Here is a 23,468-nt window from a genome sequence, read left to right on the forward strand (position 1 = left end):
AATTTAGAGGCGTTAGAAACGTTGCGTTTTTCCTTTTTAGGCTAACTAATATTTATGCTTAATTTTTGCTTCCCCACAGGTTTTAGGATTGATCCCACAGAACCAACTTGCAAAATGGCGTCGTGAAACTTTTTGATGTCAAATTTTGCAATTGATTTTTAGCGATACCTTAAAATACATCTAAGTTTTGAGATTTAATGAATATTTTTATATGTTGCCAACGAAAAAACCCTCTAAATCGTATGATTTAAAGGGTTTTAGTTTAATTTGCTTTCCAGCTGGCGGAGAAAGAGGGATTCGAACCCCCGGACCTGTTACAGTCAACAGTTTTCAAGACTGCCGCATTCGACCGCTCTGCCATTTCTCCAGTATGTCGCTTTCATTACCTGATTGCGAGTGCAAATATAAGAACCTTTTTTGGTTATGCAAATCTATTTTTAGAAAAAAAGCATCTATTTTTAGAGCTAATTTTTAAAGGTTTCATTTTCTTTACTTTAGAAGAAACTTATTTTTGTAAAATAGTAATGAATAGGTTTAATACTTTACATATTCGGTTATTTCTAACCCATATCCAATCATTCCTACTCGTTTTGTTCCTTCAGTATTAGAAACTAATCTGATTTTTGAAATGTCGATGTCATGTAATATTTGTGCGCCAATTCCAAAATCTTTACTGTCAATAACAATTTTGGGAGCTTTCATTTCACCTTGAGCTTGTAGTGATTTAAGTTCAGCGATACGGTTCAACAAATTTACGGATTGCATATCTTGGTTAATAAAAATAACAGCACCCTTTCCAGCTTCGTTTATAACCTGAAACATGTCATCCAATTGTTGGTCTGCGTTATTGGTCAATGTGCCTAACAAGTCATTATTTACTTGAGAAGAATTGATTCTAGTTAAAATTGATTCTCCCAAATTCCAAGTTCCTTTAGTCAAAGCAATATGTATTTGTTTATTAGTTGTTTGTTGGTATGCACGTAGTCTAAATGAACCAAAACGGGTCTCAATGTCAAAATCCTCTTTTTTAATAATCAAACTATCGTGTTGCATTCTATAGGCCACTAACGCTTCAATAGAAACTAATTTCAAATCGAATTTTTTAGCTACTTCTACTAATTGTGGTAAACGCGCCATGGAACCATCTTCGTTCATAATTTCTACAATCACACCTGCTGATTTAAATCCGGCTAATCTTGCGAAATCTATTGCAGCCTCTGTGTGCCCTGTTCTACGTAATACGCCACCTTGTTTTGCGATAAGTGGAAATATATGACCCGGACGCGCTAAATCATGTGGTTTAGTTTTAGAATCAACCAATGATAAAATCGTCTTTGCTCTATCTACAGCTGATATTCCTGTTGTCACTCCGTTTCCTTTTAAATCTACCGAAACCGTAAAAGCGGTTTCCATAGGATCTGTATTGTTGCTTACCATTACATGCAATCCCAATTCTTTACATCGGCTTTCTGTCAGTGGTGCACAAATTAATCCTCTACCGTGTGTAGCCATGAAATTAATCATTTCAGGTGTCACTTTTTCGGCTGCAGCCAAAAAATCACCTTCATTTTCACGATCTTCATCGTCAACAACAATGATTACTTTTCCTTGTCTAATATCTTCAATCGCCTCTTCTATTGTGTTGAGTTGTATGTTATTTGTAACCATTTTTATTGTTAATTTTGTGATGGTAATATTTTTTTAATTATTTTTTGGAATGGAGCTAAAATTGAGTCCATATTTATTAATCCTATATCGTTTGTAGCTCTGTATGTTAATAATATTGCTAATGGAGTTAGAATAAATGAGGATAACCATGCTCCCATAAATGGACTCATTCCATTTTCCTGAGCAATTCTTTTTCCAAAAGTGTTTATAAAGTGAAAGGTTATAAATATTAAAATTGCAAAAACAATAGGAAGCCCCAAACCACCTTTTCTGATGATTGCTCCTAATGGTGCTCCAATAAAAAACATAAGAAAGCAAGCAAATACAATTACAAATTTATCATAAAAGGCCAACAAATGTTTGTTGATATTCTTTTGTTTATTGTCTAATTCGGATTTAATAGAATCTATAGAGTAGGTTGTGCTAGCATGATTACTTACTGCTATTTTTAAAATTTCCGATTTTTGTTCTAACGTATATAATGATAAAATATCTTTAGGAAGCGGTTTACTTTTTTTTGATTTTTCGAGTTTTTTATTCAAAGGAATACCAACTCGTATGTTACTATTTTCAGAAAATGAAATAATATCATTTTTAATATTTTTGTTTAATGAATCTAAAGTGTAATTTAATTCATTAATATTAAGCATTGTGTTAGTATTCGCAACACTTTCATCCGTAACATCCGTCTTATTTAACTCTGATAAGTCTATGTTGATGATGTGTTTTTTAAAGGAACTTTTAGCAAAAGGCATTTTACTCCGATCTTCATATTTTTTAGGTATAATATCCTCGTAATAGTATCCATCGTTTAGGACTAATTGTAAAATACTAGATTGCTCACTGCTGATTAATTCTCCATTTTTTGCTTTAATTACAGTTTTACTGCCATCGCCAATTTTAGATTTTTTGTGAATAGTAACACCTGTAAGAATGCTTCCTTGTTCACCTGATTTTTTATTCACCTTAATGTTATAAAATCCAACATCGTTAAACTGACCTTCGGCGATAGCTAATGCTGGTTTAACCTGCGCAATGTTCTTTCTGAAATTGATGAATTTGTATTCAGCATACGGAATAACATTATTCGAAAAGAAAAAGGCAACAATACTCAATAAAATAATGAATACAGTCAAACTTCTCATGGCTCTTTGTAATGAAATACCAGATGATTTCATTGCCGCAAATTCATAATTCTCAGCCAAATTACCAAAAGTCATAATGGAAGCCAATAATATAGAAAGGGGCAATACTAATGGCACAATTCTAGGCATAGAAAATGCCAAAAATTTGATAATCATCAGTAAATCTAAATCTTTACCTGCTAATTCAGAGATGAATAACCAGACAGTTTGAAGTATGAAAATAAAAAATAAGATTACAAATACCGTAGCAAATGTAGTCAAGAATGTTTTTAATAAGTATTTGTCAAGAATTTTCACCTAATAGATTAATCTAATTTGTTGATGTAGTAATTTGGATATTTACTTTCCGCAAATGTAAATTGATTTTTTGACAAAGGTTGGTTGGTTTTAAAAGAATTAACCGTTAATGTTGTTTTTGTGCCTTTTTTACCTACTTCTATCAAGTTATAGATGTGTTTAGTTTGAATATCAATCCCTAATAATACCTCTTTTCTCTGATCTTTTGAATTGGTAGGAACTAATTTTATGTACTGAATCTTTCGGCCTTTTACGTTCTGTAAAATATCCATATTGTATTTGTAACCCGTATTGAAAAAGGTTAGCATTTTTGAAGGAGTAATTGCATTGTCGTCTTTTTCGTTGATTTTAGAAATTGTAATTTCCTCATCTTCTGGAACAATAGTGTATGTTTTTTTACCATCAAAAATTTTAGTCACTCCCATGAAATTCAAAACGTATTGATTTCCTTTCATAGTAACATTTCCTTTACTGTCCTGATTGATGTTTTCTTTAGCGTTATTCAACGAATACTTGAAGTCAATTACAATAGAATTGTAACTTTTAACTTTTGCGGTAACTTGATCTAAAAGTTCTTTAGCTTTTTTGTCTTGAGCTTGTATTGACAAACTAAAAAATATTGATGCTACTATTAAAAGAAATTTTTTGACCATATTTTCTGTATTGTTTTTTTTAGATTCTTGAATTTGTGATTTCATGGTATTAATTATTTTGTTCATTGTTGAAAAATTGATCAAGAGAACTCATATCTAGAATGTTTACACTACGTGCTTTACTTCCTTCAAAAGGGCCTACGATTCCAGCTGCCTCGAGTTGATCAATCAATCGTCCAGCTCTGTTGTAGCCTAATTTTAGTTTTCTTTGTAACAATGAAGCCGAACCTTGTTGTGCATTAACAATTATTTCTGCGGCTTCTCTAAACAAAGTATCTCTTTCTGAGATATCCATATCAAGATTAATGCCACTTTCCTCTCCAACGAACTCTGGAAGTAAATAAGCAGTCGCATATGCTTTTTGGGAACCAATAAAATCAGTGATTTTCTCTACTTCTGGGGTATCGATAAATGCACATTGTACCCTTACGACATCATTACCGTTAGTGTAAAGCATATCACCACGACCAATCAATTGATCCGCACCTTGAGTATCGAGAATTGTTCTTGAATCTATTTTTGAAGTTACTCTAAACGCTATTCTCGCAGGGAAATTTGCTTTTATTAATCCAGTAATTACATTTACAGATGGTCTTTGTGTCGCTATAATTAGGTGTATTCCAATGGCTCGCGCTAATTGTGCCAATCTTGCAATAGGGACTTCAACTTCTTTACCTGCAGTCATAATCAAATCGGCAAACTCATCAACAACAAGAACGATGTATGGTAAAAATCGGTGACCATTTTCAGGATTCAGTTTTCGAGCCTTAAATTTATCGTTGTATTCTTTGATATTTCGCACCATTGCGTCTTTCAATAACGAATAACGGTTATCCATTTCCACACAAAGCGAATTCAAAGTATTGACCACTTTTGCATTGTCTGTAATAATAGCGTCATCCATATCTGGAAGTTTCGCTAAATAGTGTCTTTCAATTTTATTAAAAAGGGTTAATTCGACTTTCTTAGGGTCAACCAAAACAAATTTAACTTCAGCTGGATGTTTTTTGTACAAAAGGGAAGTCAGAACAGCATTCAAACCAACTGATTTTCCTTGTCCGGTAGCTCCCGCCATCAATAAGTGAGGCATTTTAGCTAAATCAACCACAAATGTTTCGTTCGAAATTGTTTTTCCAAGAGCGATTGGCAATTCCATTTCAGCTTCTTGAAATTTGGCAGAGCCAATAACACTTTTCATCGAAACCATAGTTGGATTCTTATTTGGGACCTCGATTCCTATGGTTCCTTTTCCTGGAATAGGAGCGATGATACGAATTCCTAATGCCGAAAGTGACAAAGCAATATCATCTTCTAAGCTCTTGATTTTAGAAATACGAATTCCCGCTTCCGGTACAATTTCGTATAATGTTACCGATGGTCCAACGGTCGCTTTTATTTGTGCTATTTCTATTTTGTAATTGCGAAGGGTGTCTACAATTCGGTTTTTATTTTCTTCTAACTCTTCTTGGTTTATAGTTATTCCTCCTGTTGAATACTCTTTTAATAAATCAATAGTGGGAAATTTGTAATTGGATAAATCCAAAGTTGGATCGAATAATCCAAAATCAGCAACCAATCTTGATGCTAGATTTTCTTCGATAATATCTTCTTCAGGAGCGGTTTCTATTACAAACGATTCATCAGCATTCGCAATAACTTCTGGAGTTACAACAGGTGTTACTTGCATAGCAAGCGGTTTTGCAACTGGCTCTCTATTGATTTCTGATGAATTACTGATAGTAGGTTTCAACGCTTCTTTGTTAATTTCGAATTGCGTTCCATTGGTTTTTAAATGAATATCGTCCAGTTCGTCTTCAACAACAGCAAATTCTTCCAGATTATAACCACTTTTTCCATTATTTAACGGATTGGTAATTGGAGCAGTTTTCGTTTCTTTTTTGGTAGTATCAAAAAACGACTGAATACTTTCCGGTGAAAGTTTAATTTTGAAAATGATATAAATAATTAGTCCAAATATCAAAGTCAATAATGTGCCTGTTTTTCCAATGTAGTCTTGTAGAAATAAATTCATTTCAAAACCCACTGTCCCACCTAATTCCGGTGCAGAAGTCGCAAAGAATCCAAATAAAATGGATAAGATAATAATCACGAATAAATCCCAAAACCAAATGTTTTTTAGTTTTCCCAAAGAAATACCAATAACCATATATATTCCGCTAAGGAAAAATAAGCGTACGAATATAAATGCAGCAATTCCAAAACCTTTATAGATTAGTAAATCAGCTAAAAACGCACCAAATTTCCCCAACCAATTATGAACTGATTCAGATCGGTTACTTAATTCACTAACAGCGCTTTGGTCTTGTTGTCCATAAATGAAAAAGGAAATAAACGCAAATAATAAAGCTGCTGAGAACAATACTAAAAGAAAACCAAATACAATTTTATGTTGTTTGGTCATTTTTAATTGATTATTTCCCTCAGCTTTAGCGTCGTTTTTTTTATCTAGAGGTGCTGTTTTTTTTATTTTTGCCATTCTTGATGATACTATTATCTAGAGTAATATTGGGATATATATGATTAAACCGATTGCTATTGCTGTTAAAGCGGCAAAAAATACTGCTCCTGCGGCAATATCTTTAATGAATCCAATTCTTTCATGATAATTAGGATGGATAAAATCAGCAACTTTTTCAATTGCTGTATTTACACCTTCAATACTCATAACCAAACCAATGGCTATTGTTTGAAAAAGCCACTCAGTTTTAGATATGCCAAAATAAAAACCAGCAATGGTAATCAATATTCCTATTGAAAATTGTACCATAATGCTGTGTTCTGTAGTTATTAATTTTACGGCACCCTTAAAAGCGTAAGAAACACTTTTTAATCTTCCGGTAATGAAAGTATTATCTTTTTGAAACTCCATCAAGATATGATTAAAGCACCGCTAATGCAGCTTCGTAGTTTGGTTCGTCTGCAATTTCAGCAACTTGTTCTGTATGAAGGATTGTTCCGTTTTCATCAAGAACAATAATAACTCTTGAATGTAAACCCGCTAATGGTCCGTCAGTAATTTCTAAACCATTTGCTTTACCAAAACTTCCTTCAGGAAAATCAGATAAATTGACAACATTTTCTAGACCTTCAGCTCCACAAAAACGTTTTTGTGCAAAAGGTAAATCTCTTGAAACACACAAAACGGTTGTATTTTCTAAAGCACTTGCACTTTCGTTAAATTTGCGAACAGATGCTGCGCACGTTCCAGTGTCAATACTTGGAAAAATATTTAAAACTAATTTTTTACCAGCAAAATCATTTAATGAAGCTACAGAAAGATCTGTTTTAACTAATTTAAAATCAGCTATTTTTGAACCTACTTTTGGTAATTCTCCTGAAGTGTGAATCGGATTTCCTCCTAATGTTATTGAAGCCATGATGTTTGTTTTTTTTGTGAGGTTCAAAAGTATGAAAATTATTTAAGAATTTGTCTTCAAATTGTGGTTTAAAGTTTACCATTTTACTCAAATGATTAACTGTAAATTTCTTTTGGGTTTTGATTTTAATCAATAAAAAAACGCACTCGTTGCGGAGTGCGTTTAAGAAGAATTAAATAAACAATTCTTTTATTTATCGATAGAACCTAAAACACGTTTCATGAAACTGTTTAAAGCTTCTTTTTTATCAGTTCCGGTTTTTACTAATTTGTTTACTTCTAATGCGCCGTACATGTTAGAAATTAATTCACCTATAACATCTAATTCTTCATCTTTTAATGATGAAATTTCAGTCATAGCTTCTAGTACTTCGATTGTTTCTATGATGTAATCTTCATCATTCTCCTCTATAAACTGCGTTAAATGCTTAATTACAGGTAATTTCATATTTAGACTTCTTAGATTTTTAGTTATTTAGAATTTTTAGACTTCTTAAATTCTTTAGGTATTAGAGTAAAAGATTCGAGGAATCTGTTATCTAAAAGTCAAAAAAATCTAAGCTAGTCTGGTGATCTAACTAAACAATTTCATTTACTAAATCAATTAGTACTTCTTGTTTATTGGTTTGAGTTTCATTAACTAATTTACCATTTACAAATGTGGCAAAAGTTGGTAAATTACTAACATTCGCTAATTTTCTGGATTCTGGAAAATTTTCAGCATCAACAAGTGCAAAAGTAATTGATTCGTTTTCTGAAGCTAATTTTTTGAATTTTGGCTTCATAATTCGGCAATTTCCGCACCATGATGCCGAAAATTGAACGACTACTTTTTCGTCTTTTGCAATTAAATCCTGTAACGTATCTTCGGTTAATTCGATTAACATATTTTTTAAATTTAAAAATGCAATTGCAATAACAATAATCAATATTTTGAATTGAACTTTGGTATTGCAATTGATATTGTTAGTGAATTAGTTTAAACTTAAATATTCAGCAGTGCTTATTCTGTCAGCGCTCATTGCTTCTTTTCCAGCTTCCCAGTTTGCAGGACAAACTTCGCCTTTTTCTTGGATGTGTGTGTAAGCATCAACCATACGTAAGTATTCGTTTACATTACGACCAAGTGGCATATCGTTTACACTTTCGTGGAAAATTTTTCCAGTTTCATCGATAAGGTAAGTAGCTCTAAAAGTTACATTAGAACCCTCAACAATCACAGAATCTGTTTCTTCAGAATATTCAGTTGAATCGATATCAAGAATTCCTAAGATATTAGATAAGTTCCTGTTAGTATCAGCAAGAATTGGGTAAGTAACACCTTCAATTCCACCGTTATTTTTAGGAGTATTTAACCATGCAAAGTGCACTTCGTTAGTATCACAAGAAGCACCTATAACTATTGTATTTCTTTTTTCGAATTCTGGTAATGCAGCTTGAAAAGCATGTAACTCAGTTGGGCAAACGAATGTAAAATCTTTTGGGTACCAAAATAAAAGTACTTTTTTGTTGTTATTTACAGCTTCATCGAAAATGTTGATTTTTAAATTATCACCCATTTCAGAGATAGCGTCTACTGCAATACTTGGAAATTTTTTACCTACTAATGACATTTTTATTTACTTTTTAGTTGTTTTTTTTTGATGGTGCAAAAGTAGTCATACTTTAAGTAAATTCATTAAATTTTGATTATAAATACTTATCTCAAAATAGGCAATTACTATGATAAAATTTATTTAAGATTGAATCTATTATTTACAAGAAGTTAATCTCAACAGGAAGAGCTCCTTTACATTCTGAATTTTCTAAAAGTTGTATCGCAGCGGTTGCCTGAAATTCTGTAAAATCCTGATACATTTCTATAATGCCCAATGCATGTTTCAGATTGGGTATTACTTGAAGGGCATAAGGATTCCCAAAAACATAAAGTATACATTTTTTAGTGGTGAATACCTTGCCTAAAAATTGAAGTACAGAATCTTCAATGTCAAAATTGTTTAAAGGTTTTGCCTTTGGAACAAATAAGGATATGACTAGTGTGTCAAATGTACTCAGTTCTTTTTCTAATTCATTCAAAACGGTTGCGCCGCCAGTTTCATAATTAAATTCTGGTGAAGATAAATCAGCAGCTAAACCTTTGAAAAATGGATTATCTGTGTTTTTATAAAGGCTTATTTTTGCGAGTGTATTGCTTTTATTGGCATCAAAAACAGTTTTGGAATTGTTTCCGTCTTTAATTTTTGTAATCGAATTTTGTGCAATTTTTAAGTTTAATTTTGAAGTAGTTTCAAAATCAAATTCACTTTTGGAGAGGTCTGGTAAACTTAGTTTTCCATCTAAAATTCCTGCTTTTTCTTTGCATTTCCAGATGCGTTGAAAACTAGCTTCAATTCGCTCCGGAGTTGCATTTTTTAGGATTTCCTGGATTCCTTCTGGAACATTTTCGGTAAAGCATAACACATCATTTCCTGCATTAAAGGCTTCCCATTCCAGTTGTCCTTTTTGATCGTATAATTTAGATACGCTGTGCATATTCAATGCATCCGAAATCACTAATCCATCGTATCCTAGTTGCTTTCGCAAAAGTGTTTCAATCACAGATTTTGATAAGGTTGCCGAAGTTTCTTTTCCATCATTCAAAGCGGGAACGGCTAAATGACCTATCATAATTGAATCGACATTATTCTCGATTCCTTTTATAAATGGAACTAATTCATTGGCTAATAATTCTTCGAGAGTTTCTTTTAAAATCGGTAAACCTAAATGCGAATCTACATTGGTATTTCCGTGACCAGGAAAATGTTTGAGGCATCCTAAAATCCCAACATCATTCATTCCTTTGAGATATTCCAACGCAAAATCAGCTACTTTTTCTTTGTTTTGACCAAAAGAACGGTACCCAATAACAGGATTATTTGGATTGTTATTGATGTCTGCCAGTGGTGACAAATTATAATGGATCCCAGCGGATTTTAAGTCTAATCCTATTTGTTTCCCAACTTCGTAAACCAATTTTTTTTGATTGTTCGGCAATGCGCCAAGGGTTATGGCATAGGGATATTGCGGTGTTTTTTCGACGCGCATGGCCAAACCCCATTCGGCATCAATACTCATTAATAAAGGAGTTGTAGCACAATTTTGATACCTGATGATGAGTTCTTTTAAACGCTGAAAACTGTCATCATTCAGGACTATTTTTTTTTTGGTTTCATAATTCGTTGCAGCGCTTGCTCTACTATGAAAAAAAGTCAATCCGCCTATATTGTAATCTCTAATCAATCGCTCAGTTGCCTGAATGTTTTCCTCTGTATCATTGATAAAAACGGCAGGAAAGAAAAATTGACCTATTTTTTGTTCTAATGTCATTTTGTTAGTTTACTAATATCAGATAAAGCTTGGAATACTTTTAACCGCAGATTCACAGATTATAAGTTTTTTAAAATAATTTGCGAATCTGCGGTTAAATTTTCGCATTAATCTTTGATAATTATTTTAGGTTGTCTTCTTTCCAAAATCGGCTGGGAAAATCAAAAATCGGGATAAAATTACTCCAGGAATCGTTGCTAAAAACACCCAAATAAAGAAATTTCCATATCCTAAATATTCCTGGATATAACCGCTAACCATTCCTGGAAGCATCATTCCTAAGGCCATAAATCCGGTTGCGATAGAGTAGTGGGACGTTTTTGATTCACCATCAGCGACATAGATTAAATACATCATGAAAGCGGCAAAACCAAATCCGTAACCGAATTGTTCTGCGATTACCGTTGCATATACATACAAAACAGAACCGGGATGGAAATGTGACAATAATATGAACCCAATTATTGGTATGTGCATAGCCAAAATCATGGGTAACATCCATTTTCCGAGTCCATCTCTTGAAATGGCAATGCCGCCTAAAATACCGCCAACAGTAAGAGCAATAACGCCAAAAGTTCCATAAATCACGCCCACATCTTGTGTGGTTAAACCCATTCCGCCTGCAGTTACAGGATCAATCAAAAATGGAGTCAGCATTTTTAGTAGTTGCGATTCTCCTAATCTAAATAATAAAATAAAAGCCAATACTAAACCAATTTGTTTCTTTTGAAAAAAAGTAGCGAAAACAACAGTAAAGCTTTTATTAGAAACTGTTTCTGTATATGATTCTACGATTTTTGATTCTGTTTTTGGTGTAGAAAAATAATTGTAAATCGTAATTATGGTCATAATTAAACCCACAATTATCATTGTGTAGGACCAAGCTTTTTGCTTATCACCATATTCTTGTTCTAAATAACCAGCAATAAATACCATTAAACCATTTCCAGTTAACATCGAAAGTCTATAAAAAGTGCTTCGAATTCCAAGGAAAAAAGATTGTTGGTCTTTTTCTAAAGCTAACAAGTAAAAACCATCACTAGCCACATCATTAGAAGCCGATGCAAATGCAGCAACCCAGAAAACGGCCAAGCTGATAACAAAAAAATTACTTAAAGGAATCGTTAAGCCTACAATTAAAAAAGCAAGAGAAATTAACAATTGCATGCTCAAAAACCATTTTCTTTTAGTAGAATAGAGATCAATAAACGGACTCCACAAAGGTTTGATAACCCAAGGCAAATAGAGTAAACTGGTATAAATTCCGATGTCTTCATTGTTGATTCCGAGGTTTTTATACATGATTACCGATACCGAAATAATGATGGCATAAGGCAAACCGGAAGCAAAGTTTAAAACAGGAATCCAATACCAAGGTCTATTGTCTATTTTCATTTCTAGCGTATTATATTCGATTTAATTTTATAACGGAATGTTTACTAAAGTTGGGTCACTTTCATTACCATAAAAATCAATAAAGGTAATTGCGCAGGTTGTACTTTTGTCTAATTTATAGGATGGAATCACCACTTCTACGGTATCATTATCATCTTTAAACGCAATTTTGTCAATAATTTGACTTGGATCATTTACATTAATTACTGAATTAGATTTTACCCCATAAACCATAACATAACGTACTTTACTGTACATCGGATAGGTGACATTAAATCGTAACGCGTTTGGATCTATAAAAATGTTTTTTGCTTTAGGAACAATCACCATCTTTTTTATAGATCCGGGAACTACTGTAGGAAGAGCAGGATATTTGTATTGATTTTCAGCTAATAATTTAGTCACAGTTTGGTTTTTGTTCAAAAATGATTTGGCACTAAAAAAAGCATTTCCCTGAATATTTTTATAAGATCTGGTAATATCTATTTGATTTGGTATTTCTTGTGGATTATTCCATCTTTTATCAGAATCTGCATTGATTTTATAGGTTCCGTTTCCAATGTAAATTGCGGTATTTGTTGAGTTTTCAGACCACCAACGCAATAGTTTTGAATAAGAAGCTTTTCGATGATCCATACTCCAATACAGTTGCGGAACTAGGTAATCAATCCATTTGTTTTCCATCCAAGCTAAAGGATCAGCGAATAAATCATCATAATTTGTTTGTCCCGCTTCGGTTTCAGAACCTCTAGGATCTACTGATTTGTTTCTCCATACTCCGAATGGACTGATGCCAAATTGCACCCAAGGTTTGATGTTTTTTATCGAAAGGGAAACACAACGTACAAAATTATTCACATTCGAACGCCTCCAATCTTCGATACTTAGTCCATTTCCATATTTTTTATACGAAGCAGTATCATTAAATAGTTCTCCTTTTATTCTGTACGGATAAAAATAATCATCAAAATGTATGGCATCGATATCGTATTTTTCAACAACTTCCTCTACAATAGATAATAAATGATTTTGTACTTCGGGTAATGCTGGGTTGTAATAATATTTTCCACCATATTTAATCATCCAATCTGGGTGTTTGAAAAAATCATGATTTGGGCTCAAAATAGATGTATTATAATCCATTGTAGCTCTATACGGATTCATCCAAGCGTGAAACTCAAATCCTCTGGAGTGAGTTTCAGCAATCATCCAGGCTAATGTATCATAATAAGGTTTAGGAGCTTGTCCTTCTTTACCGGTCAAAAAACGAGACCAAGGCGCTAATTCTGTAGGGTAAAAAGCATCTCCAACACTTCGAATCTGAACAATTACAGCATTATAATTTAGTTTTTTGTAGGTTTCTAAAATTTCAATATAATCCGCTTTTTGTTTGGCAACATCATCAGTATTCATTTTAGGCCAGTCAATATTTACCACGGTAGCAATCCAAACGGCTCTAAATTCATTTTTTGGATTTGTAGCCAATGCTTGTGCGTTACTATTCCAAAATGAAAGTAAGAGGAACGTAGTAAGCAAAAGGGTGCGCTTGAAATTTTTCATCAGAGTATCGTTTATAAAGTGTTCAAAAATAGTTTTTTTAGTGAAATTTACCATTTAAAAAGGTTTTAAAATTTGACTTATTTTACTAGTTCAATTTCTTTGCCACTTTTTTTAGAATGAGAATAAAGAATACTTTCTTATCAGTTATGAAAGGTTTTAAATTTTTCTTATCAGTTTTTAAGGTATAAACCGCTATATATTTATATTTGTGAAAATAACAGCAATTTTCTCCACTACATGTCAATTACGCCGCAATTACAAGAATTATCTCAGTCGTTAGAAGGAACACTTTTTTATGATGCTCTCCACAAGACATTGTATTCTACGGATGCTTCGGCGTATCGGATTATGCCAGTTGCTGTAGCAGTTCCAAAATCAGAGGACGATATTGTCAAAATTATTCGCTTTGCAGCAAAAAATAAGATTTCAATTACACCTAGAACCGCTGGAACTTCACTGGCTGGTCAAACAGTAGGTAACGGAATAATTGTGGATGTTTCGAAACATTTTAACAAGATTGTCTCTTTTGATTCTGAAAAAAAAATAGTTACCGTTCAGCCAGGAGTAATTCGGGATGAACTGAATTTGTATCTAAAACCTCACGGATTGTTTTTTGGCCCCAATACTTCAACCTCAAATCGCTGTATGATAGGAGGGATGGTAGGTAATAATTCATCGGGAACTACATCAATTCGGTATGGTGTTACCCGAGATAAAATCGTGGAAATTAAAGCCATTATGAGTGATGGGACTTCGGCAGTATTTAATGAAATAACTTCAGCCGAATTCATTGAGAAAACAAAAGGAAACACACTCGAAAGTTCTATTTACAAAACGATTTATGAGGAACTTTCGAATACAGAAAACCAACAAGAGATTATTAAGGAATTTCCAAAACCTGAAATTCACAGACGAAATACGGGATACGCGATTGATTTATTATTGAAATCAGAACTTTTTGGAGGTACAGAAAATACGATAAATTTAGGGAAGCTTCTTTGCGGAAGCGAAGGTACACTGGCTTTTACCACTGAAATCACGTTGAAAGTCGACGACCTGCCACCAACAAATAATGTGATGGTCGTGGCCCATTTCCATACCATTAAAGAAAGTTTAGAAGCTGTGGTTACCGCGATGAAACATCATTTGTATACTTGTGAAATGATGGATGACACAATATTAGATTGTACCCAAACCAACCGAGAACAAGCTAAAAACAGATTTTTTATTCAAGGGGAACCAAAAGCGGTTATTATGCTCGAAGTAGCTTCACATATAAGTATGGAAGATGGCGAAAGACAAGCTAATGATTTAATCGCTGATTTAGAAAGAAACAATTTTGGGTATGCTTTGCCAAAAATATATGGATCTGATATTGATAAAATAAATGAATTACGAAAAGCAGGACTTGGACTTTTAGGAAGTATTGTTGGAGATAATAAAGCCGCCGATTCTATTGAAGATACCGCTGTTGAGTTGAGTGATTTACCCAATTATATTGCAGAATTCTCCGCTATGATGGAGCGTCATGGTCAAAGCGCTATTTATTATGCACATGCCGGAGCAGGAGAATTGCATTTGCGTCCGGTTTTAAATTTAAAAACTATAGAAGGACTGCATCAATTTAGAAACATCGCAACCGAAGTGGCTATTCTAGTCAAAAAATATAGAGGATCCTTGAGCGGGGAGCACGGAGACGGAATTGTGCGTGGTGAGTTTTTGCCATTTATGATTGGAGAGCAGAATTATGAATTGTTGAAAAGAATCAAACATGCTTTTGACCCGAATACCGTCTTGAACGTGGGGAAAATTGTAAACGCTTTCAAAATGGATGAAAACCTTAGGGTAGAAGCGGGCAGAGTGGAACCTGATGTGCAAACCATTCAGGATTTCTCAGATAGTATGGGAATTTTGCGTGCCGCGGAAAAATGCAATGGCTCCGGTGATTGTAGAAAATTACCTTCGGCTGGTGGGACTTTGTGTCCAAGTTACCGCGCTACCCGAAATGAAAAAGACACGACGCGTGCCAGAGCCAATGCGCTGAGAGAATATCTGACACATTCAGAAAAAGACAATAAGTTCGACCACGAAGAATTATATAATGTATTTGAATTGTGTGTGAGTTGTAAAGCTTGCGCCAGTGAATGCCCCAGTAATGTGGATGTTGCGGCTTTGAAATCGGAGTTTTTGTACCAATACCAAAAAGCAAATGGATTTTCATGGCGCAATAAAATATTTGCTTTTAATGCTAAACTGAATGGTCTGGGAAGCATCACTCCGAAGTTTACAAATTTTATGGCAAACTTGCCTTTGGTAAAAAAAAGTATGGGTATTGCTCCCAAAAGAGAAGTACCGCTTTTGGCTCCAAAGACATTCAGGAAATGGTACGAAAAAAATTGGAATCAGGCGCCAAGTGATTCTTTTGTCAACGGAAAAGTGTGTTTGTTTTGTGATGAATTCACTAATTATTATGATGTTTCAATAGGAATTGATGCGTACGAGTTACTAACAACACTCGGATACGAGGTGATTCTGGTGGATCATGAAGAAAGTGGAAGAGCTTTTATTTCTAAAGGATTTCTCGAAGAAGCAAAAGCGATTGCGAATACAAATGTGGCTGTTTTTTCGGATTATATTACGGCAGAATTCCCTTTGATAGGAATAGAACCTTCGGCGATATTGACCTTTAGAGACGAATATATTCGATTAGCAGATGATAAAGAAGGAGCTGAAAAATTAGCCAAAAACGTATTTACGATTGAAGAGTTTTTCAAAAATGAGATTACAAAAGGTAAAATTCATGCGGAACAATTTACTGAAGAGGAGAAAATAATAAAAATACACGGGCATTGCCACCAGAAGTCATTAAGTTCGATGGAGCCAACTTTTGCGATGTTGAATGTGCCGAAAAATAGTTCAGTTACCATTTATAATTCGGGCTGTTGTGGAATGGCAGGTTCTTTTGGATATGAAAAAGAACATTATGAAATCAGCATGCAAATGGGAGAAGACACTTTGTTTCCAAAAATTAGAGCAACTGAACCTACAACGGCTATTGCAGCAGCAGGAACCAGTTGTCGTCACCAGATTTTTGATGGCACGACCAGAAAAGCATTACATCCGGTGACCATTTTAAGAAGTTGTTTGAAATAGATAGCAAAACAAAATAGTTTTAAGCAGTACTGAAATTTACTTTTCGTTTAAAATTGATTTTCTTTTTTAATGTCAAAAATAGTTTTATTTGACTTTTATAATTAAAAAATAAATCATTTTTGATGTATTAAAAAATAATAAAAAAAAATAGTTGTAGAAACGGCTTTAATTCGATTTGTTTTATACTTTTGATTTTTGAAGATTATTTGCACAATATCTAACAAAAAAACATAAAATTTACAGTATATTAATTTTTAATGATAAAATTTACAATATGGCATTAAATGGTTTATTCAGAAAAAAGACAGTACAAGATATTTTAAAACAAGTAGAAAAAAATAATACTGATGGACATAATGCTTTAGGTAAGCATTTAACTGCAAGAGATTTAACTGCTTTTGGAATTGCTGCTATTGTTGGAGCAGGTATTTTTAGTACTATTGGAAAAGCAAGTGCCGATGGAGGTCCTGCAGTTATCTTTTTATTCTTATTTACCGCTATAGCATGTAGTTTTGCTGCTTTTGCTTATGCAGAGTTTGCCTCGATGGTTCCTGTTTCTGGAAGTGCTTATACGTATTCCTATGTTGCTTTTGGTGAAATTATAGCTTGGATAATTGGTTGGGCATTAATAATGGAATATTCTGTAGGGAATATAACCGTTGCTATATCTTGGAGTGATTATTTTACAAGTTTACTAGCAAGTGGAGGTCTTCATTTGCCTCAATGGGTCCAGATGGATTTCTTGTCTGCTTCCAGAGGTTTTGATGATGCTACAGCACTTATGCAAAGCGGAAAAGAGTTTGCCAATTTGAGTCCTGCATTACAGGATGCTTATACCGCATGGACAACAGCACCAGTTATAGGTTCGTTTCATTTTGTTGCTGATCTTCCGGCATTATTAATCATAGTTTTGATTACCGCATTGATTTATCGCGGGATGAAGGAATCTCGAAATGCGAGTAATATCATGGTGGTTGTCAAATTATGTATCGTTCTTTTAGTAATTGCTGTAGGTGTTTTTTACGTAGATACTGCTAATTGGGATCCATTTGCACCTAATGGTGTTACAGGAGTTTTGAAAGGAGTTTCTGCAGTATTTTTTGCTTATATAGGATTTGATGCAATTTCAACAACTGCTGAAGAATGTAAAGACCCACAACGTGATTTGCCAAAAGGAATGATGTGGGCCATTATTATATGTACCATTTTATACATTGCAATAGCATTAGTATTAACAGGAATGGTTAGTTATGACCAATTAAATGTAGGTGATCCATTAGCTTTTGTTTTTGAAAAATTAGACCTTAAATGGATGTCGGGCATTATTGCGGTTAGTGCAGTTGTGGCTATGGCTAGTGTTTTGTTAGTTTTTCAAATGGGACAACCGCGTATTTGGATGAGCATGAGTCGTGATGGATTGTTACCAAAACGTTTCTCAAAAGTGCATCCAAAATTCAAAACACCTTCTTTCGCAACTATTGTTACTGGTTTTGTGGTAGCAGTTCCAGCTTTATTTTTGAACTTAACATTGGTTACAGATTTGTGTAGTATTGGTACTTTATTTGCTTTTGTTTTGGTTTGTGCTGGAGTTTTAGTTTTGCAAAACAAGACTGATATCCCAAGGGGAAAGTTTAAAACTCCGTATGTAAATTCAAAATATATTATGCCTGTTTTACTTCTTATCGGATTGGTATTTGCTTTTGGATATAATAAAAAAGCAACTATGGATTTTATTACTAATGAAACCCAAATTAATAATTCGGCAGATATTATAACATCTCTTAATAAAGATGAATCTCAAAAAGTATACGATTATTTGGTTTCTGTTGATGCTAAAAATAGTACCACTGAAACACCGGATTTAGAGCTTTTGTTGAGTCAATACCAACAAGATGAAACTAAATATTCTAATATTATAGCAGGTTTACCAATTGCTGACACTGTGAAATACGAAAGTGGTTTTAGTTTGTTTAAACATAAAATTCCAATGTGGATTTTCCTTATTGTTTTACTAGGATTAACGGTTTGGTCTTTTAAATCTAACTTATCACTTATTCCTTTGTTAGGTTTGATATGTTGTTTGTATATGATGGCAGAACTTAGCGTTTGGAACTGGATTTATTTTGGTGTATGGCTTTTAATTGGTTTGGTAATCTATTTTAGCTTTAGCCGTAAAAACAGTAAGTTGAATGGTGTGAAAATATAAAAAATATTAAGATTTTTTTTTAATAACCGTCTCGTTTAAAAAACGTGACGGTTTTTTTTCGCGTTTTAGTTATAAATAAAAAGAAGTTTTGAACTGTAAAAGCATAATAAATAGGTAGACTTTATAACTTTTTGATAGTTATGCATCATACTGTAAGAAGTTTGATGAATGGGATTTACTGCCTTATTTTATTGTTGTGAAATCACGATTAAAACAATGGCTATTAAAGCCAAAATCAATCCTATAAAATTCATTTTGCTCAGTTTCTCTTTGAAAATTAAAACACCTACAAGACTACCTATAATAATCACACCCATGTTCATACCAGCAAAAACAGTTGAAGGACTTTCTGAAAATTCTTGATGTGCTTTGAGGTAGAAAAGAATATTTCCAAAGTTGAAAAAACCAACTAATCCACCTATAAGAATGTTATTTATATTTATTTTTACTTTTTTTAAAACTACTTCACAGGAAACTACAGTAATCATTATAGACATTGCAATTCCCAAAATCACAAATAATGAACTTGTATAAGGCAAACTGGTGTAAGTGGCAATTTGTTTAAATAGAATGTCAATCATCCCAAAACCAATCAAAACGATTGCTGGATATCCCCATTTGTTTTTAGTGTTTTCGGTGTTTTTAGTGAGAATAAGCAATAGTGCTGGTACTGCTACTACAAAAGCCGAAATTTTCAGTATGCTGAATTCTTCTTTAAATAGTAGCCAAGATGCAAGTATAGGTATAAATAAAGAGAGTCTTTGGGCAGCGTCGGTTTTGACAATTCCCATGTGTTTAATGGATTCAACCAAAAAGAGGAATATAGAAGGTAATAAAACCCCAATGGTTACATAAAGCGACCAAGGTGCTGTTGAGTCAATGGTGTTCAAGTCAGGTTTGAATGACACAAAACAAAGGATACATGCAAACACGTAATTCCAGGCTACAACTTGAGTGAAGCTGATGGAATATTTACGAGCGACTTTAAATATCACGCCCACGGTTACACTGCAAATAATACTTAAGATTAGAAATAACATAGTTTTATATATTTATGCTGTAAAATTATTATTTATATGTTTGGATTGCAGCTCTATCTTTTGAAAAAGGAATCGTATTTATTTCTTGGTTTACTTTTTAAAATGGGTAGTACTAATGAAAATGTAGTAAGAATACTGAGGTATAACCATAAAAAAACCCCAACGTTTGTTGGGGTTTTGTGACCTTGACTGGATTCAAACCAGTAACCTCTTGAGCCGTAATCAAGTGCGCTATTCAGTTGCGCCACAAGGCCATTTCGTAAACCGATATATTATCGTGCTTGCGGGTGCAAATATAGGTATAAATGTGTAATTTGCAAGTGTAAAAAAATAAAAAAATAAAAAAATATGGCGTTGAAAAATTATATCCGTGATATTCAGGGTTTTCCTAAAGAAGGAATTTTATTTAAAGACATTACACCGGTGTTAATTGACCCAATTGCTAGGAAGGAATGCCTCGAAAAACTGATGTCATCTTTGAAAGATAAAAAAATTGACAAGGTAATAGGAGTAGAAAGTAGAGGATTTTTCTTTGGAATGCTGATTGCTCAGGAATTGAATGTTGGTTTTATTCCGGTAAGAAAGCCGAACAAGTTGCCTTATGAAACCATTTCAGCTACTTATGATTTAGAATATGGAACAGATACTTTAGAAATTCATATCGATGCAATTCAAAAAGGAGACCGAATCCTGATTCACGATGATGTTTTGGCAACAGGTGGAACGGCGAAAGCAGTTTGTGAATTAGTGGAACGATTGGGTGGTGAAATCGTGCAATGTAATTTCTTGATGGAATTGACTTTCTTAAATGGCAGGGCTAAAATTAAAGAAAATGAAATTTTTGCTGCAATTACGTATTAATTCAACGCACGAGTCGTTACGTAATACCTATAACCAATAATAGCCATTTGCCATTTCTTGGCTTTAGCCAAGTCCAAACGTTGCTTAGTGAAACTGGGTAAAATGACTTTGTTTATTTGGGCTAAGATTTTATACATGCGGTTTTATTTTGGACAAAGATATAAAAAAAGACGGTCTTGATTGAGACCGTCTAAATTGTGAATTGCTATTTATTTTCTACCGTTAATTTTAGACTGATATTCTTCCATTTGCTTTTCGTAGATTTTCATTTTCTTTTCAAAATCTTCCATTTGAGCATCAAAAGGTTCCATTTTTTTATCAAATTCAGCCATTTTTTTATCAAAGGCTTTAATTTCCGGCGCTAAAGCCTCCATTTTTTTATCGAACTCTAACATTTTTTTATCAAATTCTTTCCAAGCTTTTTTGTCACCTGTTATAGGATTTCCTTTTGGTGCTTTTGGAGCTTTAGGAAAAACAGGTGCTTTCGGAGCTTTAAATTTAAAAGTTGGAGCAATGGGAGGTGTTGGTGGCTCTGGCATCATTTCTTTCCCATTTATATAGCTTTTAGTAATAATACGGATTGAGTTTTTAGTAGAAGTCCCCTCTTTTTCTACATTAACGGTGCTGATATGATTTGGATTCATACTTTCAGCTTCTAGTGGACTTACTTTTTTTCCGTCAATAAAATATTCTGCATCACCAGGAACACCATTTATTTCAGTAGTTTTTTTTGTAATTGTATACGTGCTTTTTGGTTTTTGAAGAATTTTTAAACTAATAGGATCTACATTTTCTAAATCTAAATCAGTTGCTGGAGTATTAAAATTAAATAGACTAGTATTTTCTGTTCTTTTTTCTTTTGTTACAATTTTAATGATAGATTTGTTATTCTCGTTAATGACATTCATTGTGGCTATGTCATCCGGATTAGTGTTATCTAATTCTTCGTTGCTCACTTTTTTACCGTCGATATAAATTTCCTTTTCGATTATGGACGGGGCATTAGGAGCAATAGGCGTACTTTTTTGATTGTTGCTATTTTCATCTGAACCAAAATTTACAGTAAGTATCCCATTATTATTTTTAGACACTATAATGGCAAATTTATTTATTGCTTCATTTCCTTTTGTTTCCATTTTCTGTGCAATTTCTTTTCCTTTTTTTAAATTAACTTTAATTGCGGTTAATTCGTTTTTAGAATTTCTTTTGATACCGGAAAAATCAGCTATAATGGCATAGTTTTCTTTTAAATTCCTAGATTTTTCTTCTAGTTCTTCATCAGTGGTGTTTTTGTCTATTTCATAAACATCTTTTGGTTGTTCCTCTGTTTTTATAATTTTTGTTGTTGCTTGGAAATCTACTTTTTCCTGAGCAATTACTTCAATTTGAAACAAAGATACAAATGCTACTAAAGCCGGCAGAACAAGGGTATACTTCCAGGAATTCGATTTTTTTGATTGATTTTTGTTTAACATAACGATTCGTTTTTTGATTAATGATTGATAAAAATGATTGGTAATTCCAACACAATTTTCGTGAGTTGTAATTTTTAATAATGTGAACTGATATGCTTTTTTGTCTAATATTTTTTTTGTGGCTTCGCTGTCAGCAATGAATTCCAAGTTTTGTAAGATGGCTTTTTTGTATAACCAGATAAATGGATTGAACCAAAAAAGGATACAAAAAATTCTGGAAATCAATACATCAATAGTATGATTTTGTTCGCTGTGTACTTTTTCGTGTTCCAATATATTTTCTAGTTCTGAACTGCTGTACAAGGATGAATTATAAACAATAGTATTAAAAAAAGAGAAAGGAGCCAGGTTGTTTTGTAGGTCAATAAATTTGAAATCAGCTTGGCGTTTTATTGTTTTCCCTTTTAACACTTTTTGTAAACTGTAAAAATCAAAACCAAATTTAGTTATTAAATACAGTGCACCTATACTGTACAGCACTGCTAACCCCAGAAAAATATATTCTTCTGTATGATCTTCATTTATAGTTGTTGTGATGGGTAATGATGACCAATCATAATTAACTGGAGTAGGTTCGACCCATATTATTTTTGTAAATACAATTACGGGCAAAATAGCGGAAGTAAATAAACCCAATAACAGAAACCAACGATTGCTGGTAAAAAAGGTTTCTTTTCGCAACATAAAATGATAAGCCAAATAAAACAGCGCAATTAATCCACTGGATTTGATAAGATAAATATAGAATGCTTCCATAAATATTGTTACTATATAGTTTATATTTCCTCTTTTTGGTTTTCAATCATGGCTAAAATTTCCCGTAATTCAGCTGCAGAAATTTTTTCTTCTTTGGCAAAATGGGAGACCATATTTTTATACGAACTATCAAAGTAGTTGTCGATAGCCGTGTTCATGAAGCGTTTTCTATAGTCTTCTAAACTAACTATTGGAAAGTATTGGTGGGTGTTCCCAAAGGCATTGTGCGATACAAAACCTTTTTCTTCCAGATTGCGCACTATGGTTGAAAGTGTGTTGTAATGTGGTTGATCTTCTGTGATTTCAGCAAGGACTTCTTTTACGAATGCTTTTTTGAGCTTCCATAAAATGTGCATGATTTCCTCTTCTTTATTAGTCAGTTTTTGCATGATTCTTTTTATTTGAATCAAACTTACAACTAATTTTTTAGTTACGCAACTATAAATCTAGTTTATTAACTATTTTTTTAGTTTTTTAATTTTTATCAAAGTTTTTT

Annotated in this window: 19 protein-coding genes and 2 tRNA genes; 3 read left to right on the forward strand and 18 right to left on the reverse strand. The window is 33.1% G+C overall.

The features are described 5' to 3' along the window. Positions 1-279: 279 nt before the first annotated feature. The 13 genes from DFR66_RS06740 to DFR66_RS06800 all read right to left on the reverse strand — a co-directional run bounded on the left by DFR66_RS06740 (position 280) and on the right by DFR66_RS06800 (position 13,535). A tRNA-Ser gene (locus DFR66_RS06740) sits at positions 280-367 on the reverse strand. A 167-nt stretch (positions 368-534) separates the two neighbouring features. Continuing rightward, a complete protein-coding gene (gene ribB / locus DFR66_RS06745; RefSeq protein WP_114754085.1) occupies positions 535-1,668 on the reverse strand; it encodes a 3,4-dihydroxy-2-butanone-4-phosphate synthase in 1,134 nt (377 codons plus the stop codon). An 8-nt stretch (positions 1,669-1,676) separates the two neighbouring features. Continuing rightward, the gene (locus tag DFR66_RS06750) at positions 1,677-3,110 is read right to left on the reverse strand and encodes an LptF/LptG family permease (protein ID WP_114754086.1); all 1,434 of its coding nucleotides are present in this window, start codon (positions 3,108-3,110) and stop codon (positions 1,677-1,679) included. An 8-nt stretch (positions 3,111-3,118) separates the two neighbouring features. Beyond that, positions 3,119-3,808, reverse strand: coding sequence for a LolA family protein (locus DFR66_RS06755; protein ID WP_394336348.1), 690 nt, complete (start codon positions 3,806-3,808; stop codon positions 3,119-3,121). Positions 3,809-3,812: 4 nt separating this feature from the next. Then, on the reverse strand, positions 3,813-6,260 hold the full coding sequence (locus DFR66_RS06760) for a DNA translocase FtsK (protein WP_114754088.1): 2,448 nt from the start codon (positions 6,258-6,260) through the stop codon (positions 3,813-3,815). Positions 6,261-6,278: 18 nt separating this feature from the next. Then, the gene (locus DFR66_RS06765) at positions 6,279-6,653 is read right to left on the reverse strand and encodes a diacylglycerol kinase family protein (RefSeq protein WP_114754089.1); all 375 of its coding nucleotides are present in this window, start codon (positions 6,651-6,653) and stop codon (positions 6,279-6,281) included. Between the two features lie 10 nt (positions 6,654-6,663). After that, entirely contained in the window at positions 6,664-7,161 is a 498-nt protein-coding gene (gene tpx / locus DFR66_RS06770) for a thiol peroxidase (RefSeq protein ID WP_114754090.1), read from the reverse strand. 189 nt (positions 7,162-7,350) lie between these two features. After that, positions 7,351-7,608, reverse strand: coding sequence for a DUF6952 family protein (locus tag DFR66_RS06775; protein ID WP_113637306.1), 258 nt, complete (start codon positions 7,606-7,608; stop codon positions 7,351-7,353). A 130-nt stretch (positions 7,609-7,738) separates the two neighbouring features. Beyond that, positions 7,739-8,047, reverse strand: a complete 309-nt coding sequence (locus tag DFR66_RS06780; RefSeq protein ID WP_114754225.1) for a thioredoxin family protein — start codon at positions 8,045-8,047, stop codon at positions 7,739-7,741. Positions 8,048-8,134: 87 nt separating this feature from the next. Then, a complete protein-coding gene (locus DFR66_RS06785; protein WP_114754091.1) occupies positions 8,135-8,773 on the reverse strand; it encodes a peroxiredoxin in 639 nt (212 codons plus the stop codon). A gap of 142 nt (positions 8,774-8,915) precedes the next feature. After that, positions 8,916-10,526, reverse strand: coding sequence for a glycoside hydrolase family 3 protein (locus tag DFR66_RS06790; RefSeq protein ID WP_114754092.1), 1,611 nt, complete (start codon positions 10,524-10,526; stop codon positions 8,916-8,918). A 126-nt stretch (positions 10,527-10,652) separates the two neighbouring features. Then, positions 10,653-11,921 (reverse strand): MFS transporter, encoded by a 1,269-nt coding sequence (locus DFR66_RS06795; protein WP_114754093.1) that lies wholly within the window; start codon positions 11,919-11,921, stop codon positions 10,653-10,655. A gap of 27 nt (positions 11,922-11,948) precedes the next feature. Then, positions 11,949-13,535 (reverse strand): glycoside hydrolase family 10 protein, encoded by a 1,587-nt coding sequence (locus tag DFR66_RS06800; protein ID WP_244199329.1) that lies wholly within the window; start codon positions 13,533-13,535, stop codon positions 11,949-11,951. Positions 13,536-13,718: 183 nt separating this feature from the next. Between DFR66_RS06800 and DFR66_RS06805 the strand changes: the two genes are divergently transcribed. Together DFR66_RS06805 and DFR66_RS06810 are read left to right on the forward strand one after the other, a co-directional pair. Then, the gene (locus tag DFR66_RS06805) at positions 13,719-16,634 is read left to right on the forward strand and encodes an FAD-binding and (Fe-S)-binding domain-containing protein (protein ID WP_114754094.1); all 2,916 of its coding nucleotides are present in this window, start codon (positions 13,719-13,721) and stop codon (positions 16,632-16,634) included. A gap of 274 nt (positions 16,635-16,908) precedes the next feature. After that, positions 16,909-18,840, forward strand: coding sequence for an amino acid permease (locus DFR66_RS06810; protein WP_114754095.1), 1,932 nt, complete (start codon positions 16,909-16,911; stop codon positions 18,838-18,840). A 188-nt stretch (positions 18,841-19,028) separates the two neighbouring features. On the opposite strand, the gene DFR66_RS06815 is transcribed toward DFR66_RS06810, so the two are convergent. Next, positions 19,029-19,880: an EamA family transporter gene (locus DFR66_RS06815; RefSeq protein WP_114754096.1), complete on the reverse strand. Its 852-nt coding sequence runs from the start codon at positions 19,878-19,880 to the stop codon at positions 19,029-19,031. 180 nt (positions 19,881-20,060) lie between these two features. After that, positions 20,061-20,134 (reverse strand) — tRNA-Arg (locus DFR66_RS06820). Positions 20,135-20,228: 94 nt separating this feature from the next. Here DFR66_RS06820 and DFR66_RS06825 point away from each other — a divergent pair. Continuing rightward, the gene (locus DFR66_RS06825; RefSeq protein WP_114754097.1) at positions 20,229-20,741 is read left to right on the forward strand and encodes an adenine phosphoribosyltransferase; all 513 of its coding nucleotides are present in this window, start codon (positions 20,229-20,231) and stop codon (positions 20,739-20,741) included. Here the strand turns inward: DFR66_RS06825 and DFR66_RS06830 are convergent. From DFR66_RS06830 to DFR66_RS06840, 3 genes are all read right to left on the reverse strand, one after another. Further along, entirely contained in the window at positions 20,738-20,878 is a 141-nt protein-coding gene (locus tag DFR66_RS06830; RefSeq protein WP_114754098.1) for an SsrA-binding protein, read from the reverse strand. The two genes, DFR66_RS06825 and DFR66_RS06830, sit on opposite strands and share 4 nt — an antisense overlap. 72 nt (positions 20,879-20,950) lie before the next feature. Continuing rightward, on the reverse strand, positions 20,951-22,972 hold the full coding sequence (locus DFR66_RS06835) for a M56 family metallopeptidase (RefSeq protein WP_114754099.1): 2,022 nt from the start codon (positions 22,970-22,972) through the stop codon (positions 20,951-20,953). Positions 22,973-22,992: 20 nt separating this feature from the next. Continuing rightward, positions 22,993-23,361 (reverse strand): BlaI/MecI/CopY family transcriptional regulator, encoded by a 369-nt coding sequence (locus DFR66_RS06840; RefSeq protein ID WP_114754100.1) that lies wholly within the window; start codon positions 23,359-23,361, stop codon positions 22,993-22,995. Between the last annotated feature and the right edge of the window lie 107 nt (positions 23,362-23,468).

The organism is Flavobacterium glaciei, from assembly GCF_003350545.1.
In the GTDB taxonomy this organism is placed as follows: Bacteria; Bacteroidota; Bacteroidia; order Flavobacteriales; family Flavobacteriaceae; genus Flavobacterium; species Flavobacterium glaciei.

What these genes read in the sequence shown, in the direction of transcription:
- DFR66_RS06825 (WP_114754097.1), top strand. Translation starts at nt 20,229, where the DNA reads ATGGCGTTGAAAAATTATATCCGTGATATTCAGGGTTTTCCTAAAGAA.
- DFR66_RS06795 (WP_114754093.1), bottom strand. Translation starts at nt 11,921, where the DNA reads ATGAAAATAGACAATAGACCTTGGTATTGGATTCCTGTTTTAAACTTT.
- DFR66_RS06760 (WP_114754088.1), bottom strand. Translation starts at nt 6,260, where the DNA reads ATGGCAAAAATAAAAAAAACAGCACCTCTAGATAAAAAAAACGACGCT.
- DFR66_RS06815 (WP_114754096.1), bottom strand. Translation starts at nt 19,880, where the DNA reads ATGTTATTTCTAATCTTAAGTATTATTTGCAGTGTAACCGTGGGCGTG.
- ribB (WP_114754085.1), bottom strand. Translation starts at nt 1,668, where the DNA reads ATGGTTACAAATAACATACAACTCAACACAATAGAAGAGGCGATTGAA.
- DFR66_RS06800 (WP_244199329.1), bottom strand. Translation starts at nt 13,535, where the DNA reads ATGGTAAATTTCACTAAAAAAACTATTTTTGAACACTTTATAAACGAT.
- DFR66_RS06785 (WP_114754091.1), bottom strand. Translation starts at nt 8,773, where the DNA reads ATGTCATTAGTAGGTAAAAAATTTCCAAGTATTGCAGTAGACGCTATC.
- DFR66_RS06810 (WP_114754095.1), top strand. Translation starts at nt 16,909, where the DNA reads ATGGCATTAAATGGTTTATTCAGAAAAAAGACAGTACAAGATATTTTA.
- DFR66_RS06840 (WP_114754100.1), bottom strand. Translation starts at nt 23,361, where the DNA reads ATGCAAAAACTGACTAATAAAGAAGAGGAAATCATGCACATTTTATGG.
- DFR66_RS06765 (WP_114754089.1), bottom strand. Translation starts at nt 6,653, where the DNA reads ATGGAGTTTCAAAAAGATAATACTTTCATTACCGGAAGATTAAAAAGT.
- DFR66_RS06790 (WP_114754092.1), bottom strand. Translation starts at nt 10,526, where the DNA reads ATGACATTAGAACAAAAAATAGGTCAATTTTTCTTTCCTGCCGTTTTT.
- DFR66_RS06755 (WP_394336348.1), bottom strand. Translation starts at nt 3,808, where the DNA reads ATGAAATCACAAATTCAAGAATCTAAAAAAAACAATACAGAAAATATG.
- tpx (WP_114754090.1), bottom strand. Translation starts at nt 7,161, where the DNA reads ATGGCTTCAATAACATTAGGAGGAAATCCGATTCACACTTCAGGAGAA.
- DFR66_RS06835 (WP_114754099.1), bottom strand. Translation starts at nt 22,972, where the DNA reads ATGGAAGCATTCTATATTTATCTTATCAAATCCAGTGGATTAATTGCG.
- DFR66_RS06775 (WP_113637306.1), bottom strand. Translation starts at nt 7,608, where the DNA reads ATGAAATTACCTGTAATTAAGCATTTAACGCAGTTTATAGAGGAGAAT.
- DFR66_RS06780 (WP_114754225.1), bottom strand. Translation starts at nt 8,047, where the DNA reads ATGTTAATCGAATTAACCGAAGATACGTTACAGGATTTAATTGCAAAA.
- DFR66_RS06830 (WP_114754098.1), bottom strand. Translation starts at nt 20,878, where the DNA reads ATGTATAAAATCTTAGCCCAAATAAACAAAGTCATTTTACCCAGTTTC.
- DFR66_RS06805 (WP_114754094.1), top strand. Translation starts at nt 13,719, where the DNA reads ATGTCAATTACGCCGCAATTACAAGAATTATCTCAGTCGTTAGAAGGA.